At 73.0% G+C, this 21,929-nt stretch carries 21 protein-coding genes; 16 read left to right on the top strand and 5 right to left on the bottom strand.

Going from position 1 to position 21,929, the window contains the following annotated elements:
- Nucleotides 1-380: 380 nt before the first annotated feature.
- Genes AC07AB_RS36970 through AC07AB_RS36945 form a run of 6 tightly spaced genes read left to right on the top strand, consistent with a single transcriptional unit; the run spans nucleotide 381 to nucleotide 6,823 of the window.
- Nucleotides 381-1,154, top strand: coding sequence for an SCO2525 family SAM-dependent methyltransferase (locus tag AC07AB_RS36970; protein ID WP_478576395.1), 774 nt, complete (start codon nucleotides 381-383; stop codon nucleotides 1,152-1,154).
- 40 nt (nucleotides 1,155-1,194) lie between these two features.
- Nucleotides 1,195-3,036 carry an SCO2524 family protein gene (locus AC07AB_RS36965; protein WP_478576393.1) on the top strand — a complete coding sequence of 614 codons (1,842 nt, stop codon included), beginning with the start codon at nucleotides 1,195-1,197 and terminating at the stop codon, nucleotides 3,034-3,036.
- 3 nt (nucleotides 3,037-3,039) lie between these two features.
- Nucleotides 3,040-3,957, top strand: a complete 918-nt coding sequence (locus AC07AB_RS36960) for an SCO2523 family variant P-loop protein (protein WP_478576391.1) — start codon at nucleotides 3,040-3,042, stop codon at nucleotides 3,955-3,957.
- Between the two features lie 8 nt (nucleotides 3,958-3,965).
- Nucleotides 3,966-4,913 carry an SCO2522 family protein gene (locus AC07AB_RS36955; protein WP_478576419.1) on the top strand — a complete coding sequence of 316 codons (948 nt, stop codon included), beginning with the start codon at nucleotides 3,966-3,968 and terminating at the stop codon, nucleotides 4,911-4,913.
- Nucleotides 4,910-5,881, top strand: a complete 972-nt coding sequence (locus AC07AB_RS36950; RefSeq protein ID WP_478576389.1) for an SCO2521 family protein — start codon at nucleotides 4,910-4,912, stop codon at nucleotides 5,879-5,881. Before AC07AB_RS36955 ends, AC07AB_RS36950 begins: the two co-directional genes overlap by 4 nt.
- 33 nt (nucleotides 5,882-5,914) lie before the next feature.
- Nucleotides 5,915-6,823 carry a phospholipase D-like domain-containing protein gene (locus AC07AB_RS36945; protein ID WP_478576387.1) on the top strand — a complete coding sequence of 303 codons (909 nt, stop codon included), beginning with the start codon at nucleotides 5,915-5,917 and terminating at the stop codon, nucleotides 6,821-6,823.
- A gap of 25 nt (nucleotides 6,824-6,848) precedes the next feature.
- Here AC07AB_RS36945 and AC07AB_RS36940 read toward each other — a convergent pair whose 3' ends face one another.
- The 4 genes from AC07AB_RS36940 to AC07AB_RS36925 all read right to left on the bottom strand — a co-directional run bounded on the left by AC07AB_RS36940 (nucleotide 6,849) and on the right by AC07AB_RS36925 (nucleotide 10,625).
- Nucleotides 6,849-7,418, bottom strand: coding sequence for a hypothetical protein (locus AC07AB_RS36940; RefSeq protein ID WP_478576385.1), 570 nt, complete (start codon nucleotides 7,416-7,418; stop codon nucleotides 6,849-6,851).
- Nucleotides 7,415-8,860 carry an ATP-binding protein gene (locus AC07AB_RS36935; protein ID WP_478576417.1) on the bottom strand — a complete coding sequence of 482 codons (1,446 nt, stop codon included), beginning with the start codon at nucleotides 8,858-8,860 and terminating at the stop codon, nucleotides 7,415-7,417. Before AC07AB_RS36935 ends, AC07AB_RS36940 begins: the two co-directional genes overlap by 4 nt.
- A 155-nt stretch (nucleotides 8,861-9,015) precedes the next feature.
- Nucleotides 9,016-9,723 (bottom strand): response regulator, encoded by a 708-nt coding sequence (locus AC07AB_RS36930; protein ID WP_478576383.1) that lies wholly within the window; start codon nucleotides 9,721-9,723, stop codon nucleotides 9,016-9,018.
- Nucleotides 9,724-9,839: 116 nt separating this feature from the next.
- Nucleotides 9,840-10,625: a PaaX family transcriptional regulator C-terminal domain-containing protein gene (locus AC07AB_RS36925; RefSeq protein ID WP_478576381.1), complete on the bottom strand. Its 786-nt coding sequence runs from the start codon at nucleotides 10,623-10,625 to the stop codon at nucleotides 9,840-9,842.
- Nucleotides 10,626-10,720: 95 nt separating this feature from the next.
- Between AC07AB_RS36925 and AC07AB_RS36920 the strand changes: the two genes are divergently transcribed.
- The 4 genes from AC07AB_RS36920 to AC07AB_RS36905 all read left to right on the top strand — a co-directional run bounded on the left by AC07AB_RS36920 (nucleotide 10,721) and on the right by AC07AB_RS36905 (nucleotide 14,871).
- Nucleotides 10,721-12,367: an acyl-CoA dehydrogenase family protein gene (locus AC07AB_RS36920; RefSeq protein ID WP_478576379.1), complete on the top strand. Its 1,647-nt coding sequence runs from the start codon at nucleotides 10,721-10,723 to the stop codon at nucleotides 12,365-12,367.
- A complete protein-coding gene (locus AC07AB_RS36915) occupies nucleotides 12,364-13,128 on the top strand; it encodes a crotonase/enoyl-CoA hydratase family protein (protein ID WP_478576377.1) in 765 nt (254 codons plus the stop codon). The genes AC07AB_RS36920 and AC07AB_RS36915 overlap by 4 nt, the downstream gene beginning before the upstream one ends.
- Nucleotides 13,129-13,249: 121 nt before the next feature.
- Entirely contained in the window at nucleotides 13,250-14,071 is an 822-nt protein-coding gene (locus AC07AB_RS36910; protein WP_478576376.1) for a hypothetical protein, read from the top strand.
- 44 nt (nucleotides 14,072-14,115) lie between these two features.
- Complete coding sequence (locus AC07AB_RS36905; protein ID WP_478576374.1) at nucleotides 14,116-14,871, top strand: bestrophin-like domain; 756 nt, start codon at nucleotides 14,116-14,118, stop codon at nucleotides 14,869-14,871.
- Nucleotides 14,872-14,989: 118 nt separating this feature from the next.
- On the opposite strand, the gene AC07AB_RS36900 is transcribed toward AC07AB_RS36905, so the two are convergent.
- Complete coding sequence (locus AC07AB_RS36900) at nucleotides 14,990-16,285, bottom strand: cytochrome P450 (protein WP_478576372.1); 1,296 nt, start codon at nucleotides 16,283-16,285, stop codon at nucleotides 14,990-14,992.
- Nucleotides 16,286-16,342: 57 nt separating this feature from the next.
- Here AC07AB_RS36900 and AC07AB_RS36895 point away from each other — a divergent pair, with 57 nt between their 5' ends.
- The 6 genes from AC07AB_RS36895 (at nucleotide 16,343) to AC07AB_RS36870 (ending at nucleotide 21,899) form a co-directional block, all read left to right on the top strand.
- Nucleotides 16,343-16,756, top strand: coding sequence for a PaaI family thioesterase (locus AC07AB_RS36895; protein WP_478576371.1), 414 nt, complete (start codon nucleotides 16,343-16,345; stop codon nucleotides 16,754-16,756).
- 187 nt (nucleotides 16,757-16,943) lie between these two features.
- A complete protein-coding gene (gene egtA / locus AC07AB_RS36890; protein ID WP_478576369.1) occupies nucleotides 16,944-18,218 on the top strand; it encodes an ergothioneine biosynthesis glutamate--cysteine ligase EgtA in 1,275 nt (424 codons plus the stop codon).
- Nucleotides 18,215-19,540, top strand: a complete 1,326-nt coding sequence (egtB, locus tag AC07AB_RS36885) for an ergothioneine biosynthesis protein EgtB (protein WP_478576368.1) — start codon at nucleotides 18,215-18,217, stop codon at nucleotides 19,538-19,540. Before egtA ends, egtB begins: the two co-directional genes overlap by 4 nt.
- A complete protein-coding gene (gene egtC, locus AC07AB_RS36880) occupies nucleotides 19,540-20,346 on the top strand; it encodes an ergothioneine biosynthesis protein EgtC (RefSeq protein ID WP_478576367.1) in 807 nt (268 codons plus the stop codon). Before egtB ends, egtC begins: the two co-directional genes overlap by 1 nt.
- Entirely contained in the window at nucleotides 20,343-21,329 is a 987-nt protein-coding gene (gene egtD / locus AC07AB_RS36875) for an L-histidine N(alpha)-methyltransferase (protein WP_478576365.1), read from the top strand. The genes egtC and egtD overlap by 4 nt, the downstream gene beginning before the upstream one ends.
- A gap of 69 nt (nucleotides 21,330-21,398) precedes the next feature.
- Nucleotides 21,399-21,899 carry a universal stress protein gene (locus tag AC07AB_RS36870; RefSeq protein ID WP_478576363.1) on the top strand — a complete coding sequence of 167 codons (501 nt, stop codon included), beginning with the start codon at nucleotides 21,399-21,401 and terminating at the stop codon, nucleotides 21,897-21,899.
- The last annotated feature ends 30 nt before the right edge of the window (nucleotides 21,900-21,929 follow it).

Raw genomic sequence — 21,929 nt, 5'->3', positions numbered from 1 at the left:
CACTATCCGCGATCCTCGGAATGCCCGGGGGTGAGACCCGAAGGGACGGCCCAGGCCGCCCTTCCCCCCCCCCCTCCCCCCCCCCACCCCTCCCCCCCCCCCCCCCCCCCCCCCCCCCCCCCCCCCGTCCCGCCGATATCACCGGTACGGGCTCCGGGGTGCAGTGCGTAGCATGCCCTATCTCGGTGTCAACGGTGCGCGTATTCACTATCGAGTGAACATCCAAAGGCGATTCCCCGGGGCACTCCGGCCACTCCCCGATCATTCCGCACCCTCTTCCGCCAGGGGTTATCAAGGTCATTCCCGCCATCACTCCGCGGCCGTCTTAAATCCTTCACTCCGCCGCTCTCATGGCGCGGGTTGGCGCTAACATCGGTTGCATGGATCTCACGTCAGACGGTGGCACGCTGTGTCTCAACAGAGACGCCCCTTGGGACTCGTTCGACTCCCAGTCGTACACGCAGCACAACTACAGTGCACTGCGACCCGACGATGAAGAGATCATCAATGTCGTAAGAGACTTCTTCTCTGATCACTTCCGAACGAATCCGGAACGGCCGGTTTCGGGTATCGACGTGGGCGCGGGGGCCAATCTCTATCCCGCTCTCTCGCTCCTGCCGTGGTGCGAGAAGATCACCTTGTACGAGCGGTCGGCGCGGAACGTCAAGTGGCTGCGGAACCAGATCTCCGGGTATGAGAAGAGTTGGGACCCGTTCTGGCAAGTCCTGCGCAAAGGAGAGGAATATCAGGACATCGCCGACCCGCGGAAGCGGTTCGCCCGTTCCGTGACCGTCGAGGAAGGCGACCTGTTCCGGCTGCCGGACCGGCTGCGGAACCAGGGCGTCGGGACGATGTTCTTCGTCGCGGAATCGCTGTCGAACTCCCACCGGGAGTTCGAGGAAGCGGTGGCCGCGTTCGTCGGGGCGCTGGCGCCCGGCGCGCCGTTCGCCGCCGCGTTCATGGAGAACTCGGGCGGCTACGTCGTCGGCGACGAGCTCTTCCCCGCCTGCGAGGTCGACAGCGCGGAGGTCGCGGCCGGCCTGGAACCGCACGCCACGGTCGAGAGGCTGGAGCGGTTCGGCCTGCCCGAGGGCCCGGTGCGGGAGGGGTACACCGGCATGATCCTCGCCTGCGGGCTGCGCCGCCCCTCCTGACCGCACCGCACACCGACGCTCTCATCCAAGGGGTACGGGGATGCGCATCCAGCCACGGCAGCACCTGCTGGAGATCTGGCAGGCCATCGCTCGGCATTCATTCTCCGATGGCGGCTGGCAATGGGGCGAGCGGGGCGGCGCGAGCAGCGTCGCCGACGCGGAGCATCTGCTGTGCCTGCTGTATCCGGCGACCGAGATTCCGGCCTTCCGGCTGGACGCGCCGAATGAGACCACGGACGACGCCCTGCGCGCCCTGCGGAAAGCGGGCACCCGTGAGGAGATCCCGTGCAATCTGATCGCCGCGATCACTCAGTTCATGGACGCGCATACCACTGAAGAAGCGATTCCCAGCTTCGCCGGCGGATATTATTTCGACTCGCAGGACCCGGCGGAGGAATTAACGCCGGAGCAGCGCGCACTCGGTGTAGTGGATTCGTACTCCATGTCGATCACCTTGTCACTGGCGACACTCGGATTTCTCAAGGTCTACGCGCGGGAGCCCCGGCGCAAAGACGTCGAGGAAATGGCCGTCGAATTGGAGGCGGCCACCAGGAAGCGCCTTACCGCGGCCATGGCGAGCCTGCTCAGGTGTTTCACCGTCAACCTCTTCGACGCCGAATCCGAACAAGGCATCGCGCTGTGCGACCGGGTGAACCAGGAGGGCCTTTCCCGGCGCTCCGTGGTGCAGCAGCTCCAGCGCGAGCTCAAACCGATCAGGGCCGCCATCCGGGAATACGTGGAACTCGGCATCAATGTCGTGGGAGACCTCGGCAACGAGAATCTGCTGTTCGAGTGCGGCTGGTCCTGGGGCGTGGTGCAGGACGCCCCGCCGATCGACACCAGCGCGCCCATCGGCACCCAGCCCAAGGGGGTCGCGCGGCCACAGCCCTATCTGTACTTCACCGTGGTCGCGCTCGACGGCATCGAGGACCTGTTCTCCGACCGGACGCTCACGCTGGGGCTGCTCAACACGGAGCAGCAACGGCTGGCGGAGGCGCTCCGGCTGCGCTGGGAGATCACCCAGCAGTACTGGTCGAAGATCGCCCGGTTCGGCGAGGGCCGCTGGCCCCTGGAGGACGTTCCCTGGCAGACGGGCGACCAGTACCTGGAGTCGGACTACTTCAGCCTCTCGGTGGCGGCCATCCTGGTCCAGGACCTGGTCCGCCGCCGGGCCACGGACGACGACCTCACCCGGACCGTGACGGTCATGGAGGAGCTGGCCTCACGGGCCAAGATCACCCGGCGGATGACGCGCGACGACCCCGCGGTGGAGCTGCACAATCCGGGCATCAGACTGCCGCTGCTGGGCAGTGAGAGCCTGGGGCCGGCGATGCAGTGGGCGATGTCCGACTTCCCGGCCCAGTTGCTCAAGCGCACCATCCAGCTGTGCAGCCTCTCCCGGAACATCGGCTCGCACGACCGGCTGCTGCGGTTGGCGGAGCAGATCCTGGACCACCTCTGGAAGCGGCGCATTCCCACGGGCGCGGGCGCGAAGCTGTGGGACAACGTGCACGCCGTGTGCCCGGGTTCGCCGCCGACCGCCTCGCCGCTCTCCTGGACCATCACCGAACGCATAGTCGAATGCATGGCCGCGGCCACCGATCTGTACCGCCAACCTCCCATTCGCAGCAACGAATTGAATACCACGGCGACGGCTCTGCTCAGCGAGGCCGGGCACCTCTTCGGGAACGAGATGATGGAACCCACCTCCGTCGAGGACACCTCGCGGGAGATCCGGCTCAAAACCGTGGAGCTCCAGTTGCGCAGGGCGCGGCAGATCGCGGACGACCGGCCGGGCACCGCGTGCGCGCTGGCCCTGGACGTACTGGGCCAGCTCGACGAATTGGTCGTCGCCCGGCGCGCCGGATCGAGGGGGGTGTGAGGGGTGCTCGTCTTCGCCGCCTCCGACAAGGGAGGCACCGGCCGCTCGGTCACCAGCGCCAATCTCGCCTATCGGCGCTCCCTGCGCGGCGATGACGTCTGCTATCTCGATTTCGACTTCGGCTCCCCCACCGCCGCCGCGGTCTTCGACGTCCCCGGCTCGCTGCGCGGCGTCGAGAGCGGCGGGCTGCACTCCTACCTCCAGGGAAAGGTCACGGAGCCGCGCCGGATCGACGTCTGGGCCGAAACCGAGAACGAGTCCCTGCGGCAGCGCCCCACGGGCTCGGGCCAGCTGGTGCTGGTGCCCGGGGACCGCAGCGGCGGCGAGTTCGCGACCAACCGCGACGCGGTGCGCCGCTGCGTCAGCCTCTTCCTGCGGCTGGAGGAGGAGTTCGACGTGATCCTCGTCGACCTGAGCGCGGGCCGGTCCTACGCCGTCGACATGGCGCTCGACGCGACGTCGCAGCCCGGGACGGAGGGGCTGCTGGTGCGCTGGCTGATCTTCCACCGCTGGACCCGGCAGCACATCATCGCCGCGTCCGGGCTGGTCTTCGGCGATCGGGGCGTGGTGGCCGGCGGTGTCGCGCGCGGGCACGACAAGGCGCGGCTGCTGTCCTCCATCCGGTTCGTACGGGCCGCGGTGCCCGACCCGGAGTCCCCGCTGCTGGCGCACGTGCCGGCGCCCCAGTCGGCGTGGCTGCGCAAGTGCGACCAGGACCTCAAGGAGTTCGCGTCGGCCCAGCAGGTCGGCTACAGCAGGGTGCTCAGCACGGTTCCGCTGGAGCCCGTGCTCCAGTGGCGGGAGCAGCTGATCACCGATGAGGACGTGCTGGCGAGCAAGGTGGCCAACGGCGCGACCCGCGCGGCCCTGGAGGATCTGGCGGACAAGCTCTACGACGACGAGGCGTGGGGTGAGCGGTAGTGGATTCCGTGTTCCGCGAGGCGACCGCGGACCCTCGCACCCAGGCGGTGCCGCTCTCCCATGTCTCCATGGAGCTGGGGCATCTGTACATGGAGGACTTCGCGGCGGGCCGTGAGCGGCTGCGCCGGCAGCTCGCCCAGGTCAGGCCCTGGGCCGACGCCCTGCACGCGTCGCTCGCGGGGTCGGTGCCCAAGGGCCGCCCCCGGGTGAGCAGTTGCTTTCTGGTCGATGACTACTTCAGCCCGTTCTCGACGCCCGCCGAGGTGCTTCCGCTGCTGCTCGACGAGGCGCGGAAGGCCGGGCTGACCATCGACTACCTGGCGCGGGAGTCGGCGTGCGCCCGTACGCAGGGCGTGGAGCCCGCCCGGTCCGTGGAGCCCCGGCTGGTGGAGTCGCCCCCGCCGGGCAGCGACGGGTCGCGTCCGTCCGTACGGCAGGTGGGCTGGCTGGCCAACGGCGAGCGCACGCCCGCGACCGGCTCGCTGGAGGCCATGAGCGGTCTCGCCGCGTGGCAGCCGCCGTCGGAGGTCGGCGCGCGGCGGCACTCGATCTTCGTCGACATCGAGCTGTGGGACGGCGACGGCGGGGACCGCACCTGGTCCTGCCCGTTCCTCGCGGCCGTCTGGCAGCTGACGCGACTGGGCCTGCTCAGAGACCGCGGGGAGCCCGTGCTGCGGCCGACCCCCTGGAGCGGGGACTTTCCCGACCAGTGGGCGCAGCTGCCGCCGCTGATCCAGCTCAACCCGGCCGCGGCCCCGTTCGCCGCCTACCGCACGTACTCCATCCTCCCCACCCGGTTCCTGCCCGTGGAGCACGCCGTGCACATCGTGCTCGGCCGGGTGGTGGTGGAGGAGGCCGTGCTCCGCCAGGTCGCGGAGCGATCCGCGCGGGAGGGCGTCGAGGTGCCCGCGGAGATCGTGCGGCGGACCTCCTACCACTTCTTCGACGAGCCATGAACGGCGCCGCGGGCCCAGAGGTCCAGGTCATCGCGTGCGGCGAGGTGCGGACATGTCTCCTGCAGACCTCCGGGGCCCTCTCGCGCGACGGGTCCGCGCAGCTGCTGCGGCTGCGCCCGGACGAGCTGGTGCGCGTGTCGGAGCGCCCGAACCCGTACGCGGCCTCGCCGGATCTGCTCACCGGTGTGGACTGCGCGCTGCCCACGGCGTCGGGCCGCCAGGTGCGCGGCGTCGGCACGGTGGCGGCGCGGGCCGTGCTCACCGGGGGGCGGGTGCTCCAGGCCACGGCGTTGTTCCGGGTCGGTGACCCGGGTACCGAGCAGCGGATGCCGTGGGGGTTCTATCTGGTACGGCCGGGGGTGGTGGTGCCCGTGGGGCGCCCGTCCGTGACCGACATGCGCGACGGCTTCCTCTCCGGCGAGCCCGCGGCCGCCGGTACGGTCGACCCCGGCGCCATCGCGGAGCGGCTGCTGACGGATGTGCTGGAGCATCCGCTGCTCGACCGCCGGCCGCCCTTCAAGTCCCGGCGCACCCGGCTGCGGTGGGCCGCGGTGCGGGGCGCCGAGGGGGACGGCGCGGCCATCGGGCGGTTCACCGTGGCCGACGACCGGCTGCGGACGCTCTCCCTGCGCCTGCCCGGCCTCGACCCGGCGGCGGCCGCCGGTTTCTGCGAGGATCTCGCCCTGCACGACTGGCTGCTGACGACCCTGGTGACCATGGTCGAACGCAGCCGTCTGGGGTCGGCCGAGGGCCCGGGGGCCGTGCTGTCCCTGCGTCCCGCGGTCGATCATCTGCTGCACTTGTGGATGCCGAAAGCGCGCGTGGACCGACTTCTGGCGCCGTTGTGGGACGCCTTGGAACGGGAGCCCGGCTTCACCCGGCAGTGGCACACCTTGGTCCAGCGCATCCGGGACCAACTCACGCTGCAAGCAATCCCGTTGCTGTGCGACGCCCTGGCGTCCCGCTAGCGGTCACCACGGCACGACCCTCGGGGGGACGACATGGACCGCGATCACGCGATACCGCCTTTTCTGTGGAAGGCCGCGATCACGCTCGCCGTCGGAGGCGCGGCCTACCTCATCACCAACGCCACCGGGCAGCCGGAGATCTGGCGGCTGACGATCTCCATCTTCATCGGCGGATCGACTCTGATCATCCAGTACATGGCCGACTTCGACCGGCGGCTGGCCGGCGTGGAGTCGGCGCTGGACCGGCACGCGAAGGATATGGAGTCCCTCGTCGACCGGCGGTTCGCCAAGATCAGTGAGGCCACCAAGCTGTTCAGCCTGGTGGAGAACTCCCCGCTGCACACCGATTCGGTCGTCCAGCTGGTCGGCAACGCCGCGAAGATCAAGGCGGAGGGCGCCGGCATCGTCGCCACGTTCGCCCAGTCGGAGATCAGCCGGCTGGGCATGCTGATGGAGGATCTCGACGGCGGGGAAGCGGCCTACGACGGGGAGGACCACGACTGGCTGCTCACCCTCACCCACAGCGCCACCGAGACCATCGACGCCACCAGCACCTCGGTGGACGTGAACTTCTGGACCACGGAGCTCGGCCGGCGTTATCTGGCGGCCCAGCGGGAGGCCATCAAGCGCGGGGTGCGGGTGCGGCGGCTGTTCCTCGTCGACCATCCGGACCTGGTCGGCGACGAGGCGGTCCGGCAGCTGTGCGTGAGCCACGAGGACCTGGGCGTGGAGGTGCGGGTGCTGTCGATGTCCACGCTGCCGCATGTGCTCAAGCTCGACACGATGTTCGACTTCATCGTCTTCGACGAGGCGGTCAGCTACGAGGTCAGCGCGGAGCAGGCGCTGGAACCGGTGATCGCCAACACCCGGCTGGTGCTGCGCGACGTCCGGGTCGCCAGGCGCGTACGGCGCTTCAAGGACCTCTGGGACGCGGGTCAGTGATGTCCAGTCAGCTCCGACGTCCCTTTCATTCGCCGAAGTCGCTGGGGGACGGGGGAGTCGAGGGCGGCGACGGCATACCCCCGGCGGGGAAGGCGTTGTTCGCGTCGCAGACGAGGTTCGAGGCGACCTTTCCGCCGCCGCTGAGTTCGACCTTGACCTCCGAGGCCGGCTTGTCGCCCGGCACGTCGTTGTTGGCCGCGGTGCACACGAGCTGGCTCCTGACGACGGGGCTGAGTCCGCTCACGTCCATGGGGAGTTGCACGCCGACCCGTGCCGTGCCGGTGGTGACGTGGACACGGCCGGCCATCTTCGGCACCTCGGTCTGCATGCCGCGCCGCCGTTCCGCCTCGGTGGGACCGCCCATCAGCAGCTGCACCGCCTCCTCCGCGCTCACCTCGCTGGTGGCGGGCCGGCGGACCGGCCGCATGCCCATGGGCGAGAGGAAGTAGAGCACCGCCTCGCGCGCCGCGGCCTCGGACCGCTTCGCGCCGGTGGCGGGCTGGCCCACGTCGATGACCCCGGTGGTCTCGACGCCGCACCCCGAGACCGCGGCGAGCAGCAGTGCGGCGGCCGTCGCGGTCCGCAGCCTCCTCATGTCCGCGGCCCTCCCCGCCTCAGCGGCAGTTCCACGGTGAACACCGCGCCCCCCTCGGGGCCGTTGGCGGCCCGTACCGTACCGTCGTGCAGCCGTACGTTCTCCATGGCGATGGCGAGGCCGAGGCCGCTGCCCTCGGAGCGGGCCCGCGCGGCGTCCGCCTTGTAGAAGCGGTCGAAGACGTGCGGGAGGACTTCGGGGTCGATGCCACCGCCGCCGTCGGAGATCTCGATCAGCAGCCACTCGCCGTCCGCGCGGGGCTCGGTGCGCGCCGTGATCCGTACGGGCGGGCCGCCGTGCCGCAGCGCGTTCCCGACGAGGTTGGCGACCACGACGTCTATCCGGCGCGGGTCGATCCTGGCCCGTACGCCCTGGGGGAGTTCGGTGGTCACCCGGCCCTCCCAGGCGCGCGCCTGGAGCGTCTTGCGCACGGCCTCGCAGACGTCGACCTCGTCGAGATGGAGCGCGGCGGCGCCCGCGTCGAAGCGGGAGACCTCCATCAAGTCCTCGACCATACGGGCGAGTTTGCCGGTCTCCTCGGTGATGAGGCGCACGGCGTGGCCGGTGTCGGGGTCGAGGTCGGCGGCGTCCTCGTCGAGGACGTCGGTGACGGCGGTCATGGCGGCCAGCGGGGTGCGCAGCTCGTGCGAGACGTCGGCGGCGAAGCGGCGGGCGTTGGCCTCCATCCGGCGCAGCTCGGCGACGTTCTCCTCCAGGGCGGCGGCCATGCCGTTGAACGTCCGCGACAGGTCGGCGAGTTCGTCCCCGCCGGTCACCTTGAGCCGGGTGTCCAGCTCTCCTTCGGTGATCTTCTGGGTGGCGCGCCGCAGCTCCCGTACGGGCCGCAGCACCCCCTGCGCGGCGAGCAGCGCCGGCACGATGGCGATCGCGAAGGCGGGCAGCGCCCCGCGCTGGGCGGCCTGGACGAGGGCCTGCACATTGGCTTCCTCGCTGCGCAGCGGCAGCCGCGCGTAGATCTCCAGGCCGGAGGGCTCCCGCTCGTTGTCGGCGAAGGTGACGGGCAGGCCGATGGCGAGCCACGGCTCGCCCCTGACCTCGATGCGCTGGAAGGCGGTCACCCCCTTGTGCACCTTCTCCTGGAGCTTTCGGGGGACGACGCCGTCGATCGAGGTGACGGATTCGGGCACCACGGCCTCGTTCTTGTAGCGGGCGTGGGTGACCCAGTGCTGGGACTCCCCCGCCTGGTCGAGGTCCTGGGTGAAGGTGCGCAGCGTCTCCCGGTCGGGTGGGAAGGCGATGTCCGGGATCTGCGAGTTGACCTGGGAGCGCAGGGTCTGCACGGCGGTGTCCTGGGTGCGCTTGAGGATCGCGTTGCGGGCCTCGCGGAAGGTGAGGGCCGCGGTGGTGAGCGCGCTGAGGGCGGCGACCAGCAGGAAGGCGACGACGAGGCGGGCGCGCAGCCCGCGGGCCAGGGGGCGCAGCGCGAACCGGCGCCGGGCGGGCGGGCCGGCCGGCCCGCCGTCGGCGGTCCCGTGCTCGGCGGGCGTACGGTCCCCGGCCCCCTCCGCCGCCTTCTCCCCGGGCTCAGGGTCGGGTGGCTTCTGGTCCGGGGTCCTCCGGCGGGGCTCCGAGCGGCTCACAGCGGTCCGAAGCGGTAGCCGAAGCCGCGTACGGTCTGGATGTACCGGGGCGAGCGCGAGGAGTCCTCGACCTTGGTCCGCAGCCGCATCACGCAGGCGTCCACCAGCCGGGCGTCGCCGTAGTAGCTGTGCTCCCAGACGTGTTCCAGGAGCTGCTGGCGGCTGAAGACGCGGCCGGGAGCCGCGGACAGGTACAGCAGCAGCTTCAATTCCGAGGGGGCCAGCGGCAGGTCCCTGCCGTGCTTGGCGACCAGCAGTCCGCCGCGGTCGATGGTGAGGTCGCCGTGGGTCTCGGCGGCCGGGGGCACGGTGGCGGCGGAGCCCTCCGCGGTGGCTTCGCCGGGCGCGGCGCGGCGCAGTACGGCGCGGATGCGGGCTTCGAGCACCTCGCCGCGGGCGGGTTTGACGATGTAGTCGTCGGCGCCGGCCTCCAGGCCGAGCACGACGTCTATGTCGTCGCCGCGCGCGGTGAGCATGATGATCGGGAGCTGCTGGGTGGCGCGGATGCGGCGGCAGACCTCGAAGCCGCTGCGGTCGGGGAGCATGAGGTCGAGGAGTACGAGGTCGGGCCGGAAGGTCTCCAGCGCGGCGAGTCCGGCGTCGCCGGTCGGCGCGGCCTCGACTTCGTGACCGCGGCGGCGGAGGGTGAGGGTGACCCCTTCCCGTACGGCGCGGTCGTCCTCGATCAGCAGCACGCGTGACATGCGCTCAGTATCGATCCGATCGTGCCGCGGTCCCGCATCGGGGGCGCCGAACAGCGGAATTGTCATCGACCGCTCACATTCCCGGTCGCTTCGAGGAGGTATGGGCGCTGCGTGCCCTACGCGCCGGCGTGCCGCTCCAGCAGTCGCCGGAACTGCTCCTCGAAGGCGTCGTATCCCGCGCGCAGCCCGTCGCCCGGCCAGTGCGGCGGCAGCAGTTCGGCGGGCAGCACGGGGTCGGCGAGGAGGTGGCGCAGGATGGCGGCCGAGACGGTGAACCGCTCCGCGAGCCCGTGGGCGCCGATCAGCGCTCGCTGGAGGGCGCGGGCCTGCCGCGCCCAGCCGTCGAGGTCCCACAGGGCGGCGGCCAGCTCCGCCGGGTCGGCCTCGGGGGCCCCGGTCAGCAGGGTGCACTGCGCGAGGACGACGGGGGGCCGCTCCCGTACGAGGTTGGCGGGGCGCAGCCAGCTGCCTTCGCGCAGCTCGGCGAGGCGCAGGTCGGTCATGGCCTGGCGGAGTGCGGTGCGCTCGGCCGCGGGGCGGCGCTCGGCGGTGACGACGGCGATCTCCCAGCCGCCGTCCCAGCGGCGGGTGCGCGGGGCGCGGCTGTCGTCCTGGCGGGCCTGGCGGGCGAGCAGCCGGTCGGCGAGCCGGTACGCGCCGTCGTGCTGGGCGAGGTCCTCGGCGGCGACCATGCGGGTGAGGGCGGTGCGGACGGTGCCCTCGGCGATGCCGAAGAGCTCGCCGACGCGCACCAGGGCGCGGGCCGGGAGGGTCGGCGGGTGGTGGCCCAGCAGGGTGGAGAGCACGATCGATCGGGCGGTCAGCGGCCGGAGCGCGGGAGGTCCGGCGGCGCGGGGTCCGGCGGTGGGCGGCTCGGGGCCGTCCGGTTCGGTGTCGTCCATGGCTGACCCCACTCTATCCATTACAGTTTCCGATCACGCATCATGGAACTGTAATACCGCCGCAATGGCCGGTCCCGTAGCGCCCGGAGGTCGCCGTGAGCACCACGCACGAAGTTCTCAACCAGGCCCCGCCCCTGACCGGCTTCAGCACGGCCGACGACGCGGCGCTGATCGAAGCCCTGCGGCGGGACGGCGGGACGTGGGGCGAGGACGAGGTCCGCGCGCTCGGGGCGCGCGCCGGGTCCGCCGAGGTGCAGGACTGGGCCCGGATGGCGGAGGCGTCGCCGCCCGTACTGCACACCCATGACCGCTACGGGCACCGCGTCGACGAGGTCGAGTTCCACCCCGCCTGGCATCAGCTGATGGCCGCGGCCGTGGAGAGCGGCCAGCACGCCGCCGCCTGGGCGCGGGCCCGGCCCGGCGCACATCTGGTGCGGGCCGCGAAGTTCTACGCCTGGGCCCAGGCCGAGCCCGGGCACGGCTGCCCGATCTCCATGACGTACGCGGCCGTGCCCGCGCTGCGCGCACAGCCGGAGCTGGCCGCCGCCTACGAACCGCTGCTCTCCTCCACCGCGTACGACTACGGGCCGCGCCCGCCGCTGGCCAAGCGGGGCCTGATCGCGGGCATGTCGATGACGGAGAAGCAGGGCGGATCGGACGTACGGGCCAACACCACGGCGGCCGTACCGGCGGGTGACGGCTCGTATCTGATCACCGGGCACAAGTGGTTCACGTCCGCGCCGATGAGCGATGTGTTCCTGGTGCTGGCGCAGGCGCGGGAGGGGCTGACCTGCTTCCTGCTGCCGCGGGTGCTGCCGGACGGCACCCGCAACGCGATGCGGCTGATGCGGCTCAAGGACAAGCTCGGCAACCGGTCGAACGCCTCCGCCGAGATCGAGTACGAGCAGGCCGTGGCCTGGCCGGTCGGCGAGCCGGGCCGGGGGGTGCGCACGATCGTCGAGATGGTCAATATGACGCGGCTGGACTGCGTGCTCGGGTCGGCGGCGGGGATGCGCGCCGGGCTGCGGCAGGCGCTGCACCACACGGCGCACCGGCGCGCGTTCGGCGCGGAACTGATCGACCAGCCGCTGATGCGCGCCGTGCTCGCGGATCTCGCGGTGGAGTCGGAGGCCGCGACGGTGCTGGCGATGCGGCTCGCGGCGGCGCTGGACCGGTCCGAGGCGGGTGACGCGGCGGAGTCGGCGCTGCGGCGCCTCGCGCTGGCGGCGGGCAAGTACTGGGTCTGCAAGCGGGGCAGCGCGCACGCGGCCGAGGCGCTGGAGTGCCTGGGCGGCAACGGCTATGTCGAGGAGTCGGGGATGCCGCGGCTGTACCGGGAGGCGCCGCTGCTCTCCATCTGGGAGGGGTCCGGCAATGTCGCGGCCCTCGACGTGCTGCGCGTGCTCACCCGGGAGCCGGGGGCTCTGGACGCCTTCTTCGCCGAGGTCGACGCGGCGGCGGGCGCGGACGCCCGGCTGGACGCCGCCGTGGCGCGGCTGCGCAAGCTGCTCGGGGAGCTGTCCGACCCGGTCCGGGCCCAGCTGCTGGCGCGCCGGCTGGCGGAGCTGCTGACGCTCGTACTCCAGGGCAGTCTGCTGGTGCGGTACAGCCCGCCGGCGGTCGCGGACGCCTTCTGCGCCTCGCGGCTCGGCGGCGACTGGGGCCACGCGTTCGGCACGCTGCCGCCGGGCGTGGACCTCGGTCCGGTGCTGGAGCGGGCGCTCCCCGAGGGGGCGCGGTGAGCGTCCGCGTCGAGCGGGCGGGGGACGTCACCACGGTCGTCCTCTCCCGGCCCGAGGTGCGCAACGCCGTGGACGGGCCGACCGCCGCCGCGCTCGCCGACGCCTTCCGGGGGTTCGAGGCGGACGAGCGGGCGCGGGCGGCGGTGCTGTGGGGCGAAGGCGGTACGTTCTGCGCGGGCGCCGATCTGAAGGCGATGGGCACCGCGCGCGGCAACCGGGTCGCGGCGGACGGCGACGGTCCGATGGGGCCCACCCGGATGCGGCTGACCAAGCCGGTGATCGCGGCCGTCAGCGGGCACGCGGTGGCGGGCGGGATGGAGTTGGCGCTCTGGTGCGATCTGCGGGTGGCCGAGGAGGACGCCGTCTTCGGCGTGTTCTGTCGCCGCTGGGGCGTGCCGCTGGTCGACGGCGGCACGGTGCGGCTGCCGCGGCTGATCGGCGCCGGCCGGGCGATGGACCTGGTGCTGACGGGCCGCCCGGTACCGGCCGCCGAGGCGTACGGGATGGGCCTCGCCGACCGGCTCGTACCGCCGGGGCGCTCCCGCGCCGAGGCCGAGCGGCTCGCGGCCGAGATCGCCCGCTTCCCGCAGACGTGCCTGCGCGGCGACCGCGCCTCCCTGCTGGATCAGGAGGGGCTGCCGCTCGACGAGGCCATGGCGGTCGAACACGCTTATGGGGTAAGGGCGTTGCGTGAGGCCGCCGAGGGGGCCGCCCGGTTCGCCGGGGGCGCGGGGCGGCACGGGGACTTCACGGACCTTTGAGGCGGATGACGGCTCGGGCTCTCAAACCCGGAAGGGCCGGATCGGCCCGCCTTTCAGCCCATCGAAGGAATCCGGCCATCCGAGAGACTGATCAACAACCTTGCCGCGCACCATCCTTGATGTGAGTTCATGGCTTCGAGCAGGGCGTTCGGGCATCGTGGCCGCGGTGGCCGTGCTGGCCACCGCGGGGATGGGCACGGGGGGAACGGGCACAGCGGCCGGCAGCGGCGCGCGGGACGGCCCGGCCGCTGTGGTGCGCGGCCACACCGCGGGCGGGACGGCCGTCGCGGCCGGGGTGCTCGGCGCGCCTCCCATCGGCCCGCGCGAGCGGGCGCACGGACGCGAGGGGTGGGCGGCGCCCGGCCACGGCGGCGCGCCCGCCTGGCCGCGCCTTCGGCACGGCGGTCACTCGGCCTCCGTACCGGGGGGCGGCCGCTCGGTGTCCATGTCGGAAGGCGGCTCCTCCGTCTCCGCCTCCGGCGACGGGTCGTCCGCGTCGGCGGTCGTGCGGGGGCCCGGCGGCTGTGTACGGGCCAAGGCGCGCGCCGGATCGGCCTGGGCCGTGGTGAGCCGTTCGTGCCGCGCCGCCGGCCCGAGGCCGGCGAAGCCGGGGCTACGGCCCGTACCGCCCAAGCCCAAGCCCAAGCCCCAACCTCCCGAGCCTGCGCCCGCGCGGCCCGCGCCGCCGAAGCCTTCGGCCCCCGCGCCCGTACCCACGGAGCCGTCGGCGGCGGCGCCCGCTCCCCCGCCGCCGCGCTCGTCCTCCACCCCCGCCGAGCCGACGCCCGCCCACATCCTGCCGCGCGCCTATCACCGGTCCGTGCACAAGCGGCCGGCCGGCGGTCAGTCGATGGTCACGTTCGCGCTGCTGATCATGGCGCCGGCCGTGCTCGCCGCCGCGATGCTGCGGCCGCGTTCAGGCAGCGGCGGCCGCGGTCGCTGACGCACCGCGTTGCCCGGTCTCCCGTTCGTCCTTCGGAGGTTCCCATGTCGGAGTGGCTGGTTCTGACCCTGGCGATGGCCGCCGCGTGCGCCGTGGTCCTGTCGATCACCGTGCTCAGACAACGCAGATTCGGCGACGACGACGATCCGAGCGAGACGCCCGACGTCATCGAGTACATGACCATGATGATCGGCGTGGTCTACGCCATCGTGCTCGGCCTCGCCATCGCCGGGGTGTGGGAGGCGCGGACCGCCGCGCAGGACGGGGTGCGCACCGAGGCGCAGGCGCTGCACGAGGTGAGCGAGCGGGTCCAGGCGTACGCGCCGACGGCCCGGGACATCACCCGCAAGGACGTGAACGCGTACGTCAGTTACGTGGTGCACAAGGAGTGGCCGGTGATGCTCGATACGGGCCAGCTGACCGACCGGGGCACCGAGCTGCTGGACAAGGTGCGCGAGGACGTGACCTCGTACGTGCCGCGCGACGACCACGAGAGCCAGTCGTACCAGCCGCTGCTGGACCAGGTCGGCGCGGTGGACGACGCGCGGGGCGAGCGGGCGCACAACGCCGGGGACACGATGCCCGGGGTGGTGTGGTTCGGGCTGGTCGTCGGGGCGGTGGTGGCGGTGGGACTGATCTTCACCTTGCAGATCCGGCGCTCGGGGCGGGAGTTGCTGCTGGCCGGGGTCTACAGCGCGCTGATCGCCTTCCTGCTCTTTCTGATCTGGGACTTCGACTCGCCGTTCGGCCACGCCGTGGGGGACGCGACGGGACCGTTCTCCGCCCTGTTCGCCATCTGACGGGCCGCCACCTGGTGGTTCACCGCCCCGTCCGCCACCTGACGGCCCGCCGGCTGACCGTTCGCCGTCCCGTTCCCGTTCCCGTTCCAGTTCCCGTTCCTGGTCCCGGTCGCGCGATTCAGCCCCCCGTCCGCCATCTGACGGGCAGGTGCTTGAGCCCGTTCTGGAAGTTGGAGGTCAGCCGGACGGGCTCTCCCGCCCGTTCCAGTCCCGGCAGCCGCTCCAGGGTGGCGCGCAGCATGGCCCGCAGTTGTACGCGCGCGAGGTGCGCGCCCAGGCACAGGTGCGGGCCGTGGCCGAAGCTGACGTGGGGGCCCGGGGCGCGGGTGATGTCGAAGCGGTCCGGGTCGGGGAAGACGGTCTCGTCCCGGTTGGCGGAGGCGTGGTAGACGACGACCTTCTCGCCGCCGCGGATGCGCGCCCCGCCCAGTTCGACGTCGCGGGTGGCGGTGCGCCGGAAGTCCATCACGGGCGGCCAGTAGCGCAGCAGTTCCTCGACGGCGGCATCGGTCAGGGCGGGCTCCCGCACGAAGCGCGCGCACTGCTCCGGGTGGTCGAGGAGGGTCAGGAGGGCGCCCGGAATGCCGTTGCGCAGCGTTTCGTTCCCGGCCACCGCGAAGAGGAAGAACATGTTCTCGAACTCCTCCCGGTTCAGCCCGCCCGCCCGCATGTGCGCCATCACGCTGCCGGGCCGGGGTGACTCGGCCAGCGCGTGCGCGTACGCGAACATGTCGGCGAGCGCCGCGCGCGAGCGGGGGTTGACCGCGCTCCCGTCCGGCCGGGCCCGGTGCGCCGGCCGGACCGCGAGCGCGGCGCGCCCCATCTCGCTGAGCCCCGCCGCGCCGCCGCCGTGGTCCGCGTCCGCCGCGTACTCCGGGTCCTGGTAGCCGATCACCCGGCTGGACCAGCCGAACAGCAGCCGCCGGTCGCGCTCCGGAACGCCCAGGACATGGGCGAGCGTCCACACCGGCAGATCGGCGGCCAGCTCCACGTAGTCGGCCTCGCCGCGCGCCGCGACGCCGTCGATCAGCGCGTGCGCCCGCGCCTCGATGACCTCCTCCAGCTCCCGCACGGCGCGCGGCGTGAAGGACGCCGCGACGATCCGCCGCAGCCGCGCGTGTCCGGGCGGGTCCTGGTTGAGCATCATGGCCCGTACGAACGCCAGGTCACCGGCGGTGTCGGGGTCGCGGATCTGGGTGGCGCCGAGGTGGGAGGAGTAGTCCTCGGGGGTGCGCAGCACATGCCGGACGTCGGCGTGCCGGAAGACGGCCCAGAACCCGGTGCCGGCCGGCCACGGCCCGTGGGCGGGTTCCTCGACGCGGCACACCGGGCTCGTGGCCCGCAGCTCCCGGAAAAGGTCGTAGGGCACCCCGCGGGCGTACGTCTCTGGCGCGAACACGTCGTCGGCACTCACGCCGTGACCGTACGGCGTGCCCTGGTGGCCGCGTCAAGAGGTCGCCACAATGGCGCGATGACCATGACGAACGAAGCCGCCGCCGCCATCCTCGCCGACAACTTCGCCCCGTGGGTACGGGAGCTGGGGCTGACCGTGGTGGAGACGGGCGAGCGCCACGCGGTGCTGCGGCTGCCCTGGTCGGACGCTCTGGCGCGGGAGGGCGGCGCGCTGTCCGGGCAGGCGCTGATGGCCGCCGCCGACACGGCCACCGTGATCGCCGTCTCGGCCGCCCGCGGCGGTTTCGGGCCGATGACCACCGTCCAGCAGTCCATCACCTTCCAGCGCCCGGTCACCGACACGGATGTGCTGGTCAGGGCGGCTGTCACCAAGCTCGGGCGGCGGCTGGCGTTCGCCGATATTACGCTGACCCCGCAGGGCCGCGACGAGCCGGTCGCACACGCCACGACCGTCTATGCCATCGCCGACTGACCCGGCCGCGACCGGCGCGGCCGGGCCGGTGCGGGGACGTCCGCGGACGGTCCCGGGCCCGGCTCCGGGCGGCCGGATCATGTCCTCGGCCCCCTTGAGCCGACCGCCCGCAATGGCTTAGGTGGTACGGAGCACCACGCCCGGCCGCGACGGATGTCGCGGCCGCAGTGGACGGGAGGCACAGGTCATGCCGTACGGAGAGCACACCACCGCGCGAGCCGTCACCGAGACCGAGTCCGAGGATCTCGTGCGCGGCATCTGTTTCAAGACCGGGCCACCGCGCCGGGTCGGGGTCGAACTCGAATGGCTCCTGCACGACCTGCACGATCCGCAACGCCCCGTAGCCCCGGCCCGGATGAGAGCGGCCGCCCTCCGGACCCGCGCACTGCCGCTGAAGTCGGCGCTCACCTTCGAGCCCGGCGGCCAGCTGGAGCTCAGCTCGCTGCCCGCCGAATCCCTCGCCGCCTGCGTGGCGGACACCGCCCACGACCTCGCGCTCGTCCGGGCCGCGCTGAGCGACTTCGGGATCGCGCTCGCCGGCCACGGCAAGGACCCCTGGCACACACCGTGCCGCCTGCTGCGCGAGGCGCGCTACGACGCCATGGAGTCCTACTTCGACCGGCGCGGTCCGGCCGGGCGCACCATGATGAGCCGCACCGCGTCCGTGCAGGTCTGCGTGGACGCCGGCCACGAGGAGCCCGGCCCGCTCGGCTTCGGGCGGCGCTGGCGGCTGGCGCATCTGCTGGGCGCGGTCCTGGTGGCCGCGTTCGCGAATTCGCCACTGCATCTGGGCCGCCCGACGGGCTGGCGCTCGGCCCGGCAGGCGACATGGGCGCAGCTCGATCCCGGCCGCATCCTCGCGCCGCCCGACGACTGTCCGGATCCGCGCGCGGCGTGGACAGCGTACGCGCTGGACGCGCCGGTGATGTGCGTACGGGCGGACGAGGGGCCCTGGGAGCTGCCCGAGGCGCTGTCCTTCCGCGCCTGGGCGCGCGGCGCCCGTCCCCGACCGCCCACGGCCGATGACCTCGCCTACCATCTGACGACGCTCTTCCCGCCGGTGCGGCCGCGCGGCCATCTCGAACTGCGCATGATCGACGCGCAGCCCGGCGACGACGGCTGGCTGGTGCCGCTCGCCGTGACCGCGGCGCTCTTCGACGATCCGATCGCCGCCGAGACCGCCTACCGGACCGTCAAACCCCTGGGCGACACGGCTGGTTCGCTGCCGGCGCCGGGCAACCCGCTGTGGCTGAGCGCCGCTCGGCACGGCCTCGCCGACCCCGAGCTGCACACCGCCGCCGTCGGCTGTTTCGCCGCGGCGCTGGAGGCCCTGCCCCGCCTCGGCGCGCCACCGCATGTGCGGCACGCCGTCGCCGACTTCACCGACCGGTACGTGGCGCGCCGCCGATGCCCGGCCGACGACCTGCTGGAGACCGCCACCGGCGAGGAGATATCCCGATGACCGCCCCTGAACCGGACCCCGGCCCGCTGAGGCGGCGCGCCGTGGCGGCACTGACCGCCGCACGCGAGCGCACCCGCACCCTCACCGGTTGCGTCGACGAGCACGAACTCACCGCCCAGCACTCACCCTTGATGTCACCGCTCGTCTGGGACCTGGCCCACATCGGCAACCAGGAGGAGCTGTGGCTGCTGCGCGCCGTCGCCGGGCAGGACGCGCTGCGCCCCGAGATCGACTCCGTGTACGACGCCTTCGAGCACCCGCGCGCGGAGCGTCCCGCGCTGCCGCTGCTGGCGCCCGCCGAGGCGCGCGGCTATGTCGCGGACGTCCGCGACCGGGTGCTGGACGTACTGGCCCGGTCCCCGCTGCACGGCCGTCCGCTGGTCGACGCGGCCTTCGCGTTCGGCATGATCGCTCAGCACGAGCAGCAGCACGACGAGACTATGCTGATCACCCATCAGCTGCGGCGCGGGCCCGCCGCGCTCAGCGCGCCCGAGCCGCCGCGGGCCCCCGCCTCCACGGCGCGCCTGCCCTCCGAAGTACGGGTGGAGGGCGGCCCGTTGATGATGGGCACCTCCACCGAGCCGTGGGCGCTGGACAACGAGCGCCCCGCCCACCGGCGCTTCGTGCCCGCCTTCCACATCGACACGCTGCCGGTCGGCAACGGCGCGTATCTGCGCTTCATCGAGGACGGCGGGTACGACGACCCCCGGTGGTGGCGGCCCGAGGGCTGGGCGCAGGTGCGTCTGCACCGGCTCGCCGCACCGCTGTTCTGGCGCCGCGAGGGCGGCGGCTGGGTGCGGCGGCGGTTCGGGGTGGTGGAGCCCGTACCGCTGGACGAGCCGGTGCTGCACGTGAGCTGGTACGAGGCCGACGCGTACGCGCGGTGGGCGGGCCGGCGGCTGCCCACGGAGGCCGAGTGGGAGAAGGCGGCCCGCCACGATCCGGTCACCGGCGGCTCGCGCCGCTATCCGTGGGGGGACGCCGATCCGGGCCCCGAGCACGCGAACCTCGGCCAGCGCCATCTGCGCCCCGCGCCCCTCGGCGCGTACGAACCGGGCCAGTCGCCCTTGGGTGTGCGGCAGTTGATGGGAGACGTCTGGGAGTGGACGTCCAGTGACTTCCTGCCGTACCCGGGGTTCCGGGCCTTTCCCTACCGGGAGTACTCGGAGGTCTTCTTCGGCGACTCCTGCAAGGTGCTGCGCGGCGGCTCCTTCGCCGTCGACGCCGTCGCCTGCCGCGGCACGTTCCGCAACTGGGATCTGCCGGTGCGCCGGCAGATCTTCTCGGGCTTCCGCACGGCCCGCGACGCGGAGGCCGTCTGATGTGCCGTCACCTGGCCTACGTGGGGCCGGAGACCGCGCTCGGCGACGTGCTGACGCGCCCCGCGCACTCCCTGTACCGGCAGTCGTGGGCCCCGCGCCGGCAGCGGTACGGCACCGTGAACGCGGACGGGTTCGGGATCGGCTGGTACGCGCCCGGGGACGGCGTGCCCGCGCGGTACCGCAGAGCCGGGCCGATCTGGGCGGACCTGTCGGTCATGGACCTGGCGCGGGTCGTACGGAGCCGGGCGCTGCTCGGCGCCGTGCGGGACGCGACCGAGGCGGGCGCCGACGGGGAGGCGGCGGTGGCGCCGTTCGCGGACGGCCCCTGGCTGTTCAGCCACAACGGCGCGCTGCTCGGCTGGCCCGACTCCGCCGCGCGGCTCGCGGCGCGGCTGCCCGCCGCCGAGCTGCTGGGCCTGGCCGCGCGCTGCGACTCCGCGTTCGTATGGGCGCTCGTACGGCACCGGCTGCGCGGCGGGGACACGGCCGCGGAAGCCCTGGCGGAGACGGTCGCGGTGCTCGCCGGGGCCGCGCCCGGCTCGCGCCTCAACCTGCTGCTCACCGACGGTGAGAGCATCACGGCGACGGCGTGGGGCGACACGCTCTGGTATCTGGCCGTCACCGCCCCCCGGGCCGGTGACGCGACGGCCGGCGGACCACTGACCGAGGGGCCGTGGCTCCGGGTGGTCGTCGCCTCCGAGCCCTACGACGACGATCCCCGCTGGCACGAGGTCCCGGACCGCACCCTGCTCACCGCCTCCCGTACCGATGTCCTGCTGACCCCGCTCAAGGAGCCCTGCCCGTGAGCCCGTTCGCCCTGACCCGCGCACTGCCCGCCGACGCCACCGCCGCCGCCCTGCGCGCGGACGTCGCCGAGGGGCTGACCCGCGAGCCCAAGCGGCTCCCGCCGAAGTGGTTCTACGACGCCCGCGGCAGCGAGCTGTTCGACCGGATCACCCGGCTGCCCGCGTACTACCCGACCCGCGCCGAGCGGGAGATCCTCCTCTCCCGTGCCGCCGACATCGCGGCGGCGACCGGCGCCCGCACCCTCGTCGAGCTGGGCTCCGGCTCCTCCGAGAAGACCCGCCATCTCATCCGGGCGCTGACCGCGCTCGACCACTATGTGCCCGTGGACGTCAGCGAGAGCGCGCTCACCGGCGCCGCCCAGGCGCTGCTCGCGGACCACCCCGGGCTGTCCGTGCACGCCCTGGTCGCCGACTTCCAGCAGCGGCTCGCGCTGCCCCGCACCCCGGGGCCGCGGCTGCTCGCGTTCCTCGGCTCCACCATCGGCAATCTGCTGCCGCCCGAGCGGGCGGCGTTCCTGGCGTCCGTACGGGCCGCGCTGGAGCCCGGTGACGCGCTGCTGCTCGGCACGGACCTGGTCAAGGACGAGCGGGTGCTCGTCCGCGCGTATGACGATCCGGAGGGTGTCACCGCGGCCTTCAACAAGAACGTCCTGGCCGTCATCGACCGCGAGCTGGGCGCGGACTTCGACCCCGGCGGCTTCGACCATGTCGCGCTCTGGGACCGGGAGCACGAGTGGATCGAGATGCGGCTGCGGGCGCGCTCCGCCGTCACCGTCAAGATCCCCGCGCTCGACCTCGCGGTGGCCTTCGAGGCGGGCGAGGAGCTGCGGACGGAGGTGTCGGCGAAGTTCCGCCGGGCGGGCGTGCGGGCCGAGCTGGCGGCGGCGGGGATGGAGCTCACCCATTGGTGGACCGATCACGCGGACCGCTTCGCGCTCTGCCTGGCCGTACCGGCGCCGGCCGCCGACCCCGGGGGCAGGTGATCATGAGCACGTCCGGACCGCTAGCCTCTCCCCCAGGGCCGTATCGAGGATGACGCGAGGCGAAGGTCAGTGAAGGACGAGAAGGACCAGCACAACGAGGCCGGCGACGAGACGGACCGGGCGCCCGCGGGGTTCGAACGCGGAACGGACGGTCCGAAGGTGATCGTCACCGGGGTGGACGGCTCCGATTCCTCCTGGCGGGCCGCCGCCTACGCCGCGGGCCTGGCCAGGCGGCAGAACGCGCTGCTCGCCATCGTGTACGTACAGCCCGTCCTGGCGTCGGGCGCGGCGCTGGGCGCCGCGGTCATGGAGACGACGGAGGAGGTCGCGGAGGAGCTGATGGCCGAGATCCGCGCCTCGACGGAGCGGCTGCGGGGCATATGGAACGTGCGCTGGGAGTTCCATACCTTCCGAGGCGACCCGTACACCGGCCTGGTGCAGGCGGCCGACGACCTCACGGCGGACGCCGTGGTCGTCGGCGCGTCCGAGCAGGCGGGGCACCGCATCATCGGCTCGGTGGCGGTCCGGCTCGTGAAGGCGGGCCGCTGGCCGGTCACGGTGGTGCCGTAGCCCTCCGGGCGGCGGCGGCCCGCCTCTTCG

This window comes from Streptomyces sp. NPDC044033, assembly GCF_056434425.1.
Note: the sequence above shows the minus strand (reverse complement) of the source record. Positions and strands in the feature narration are given on the sequence as shown.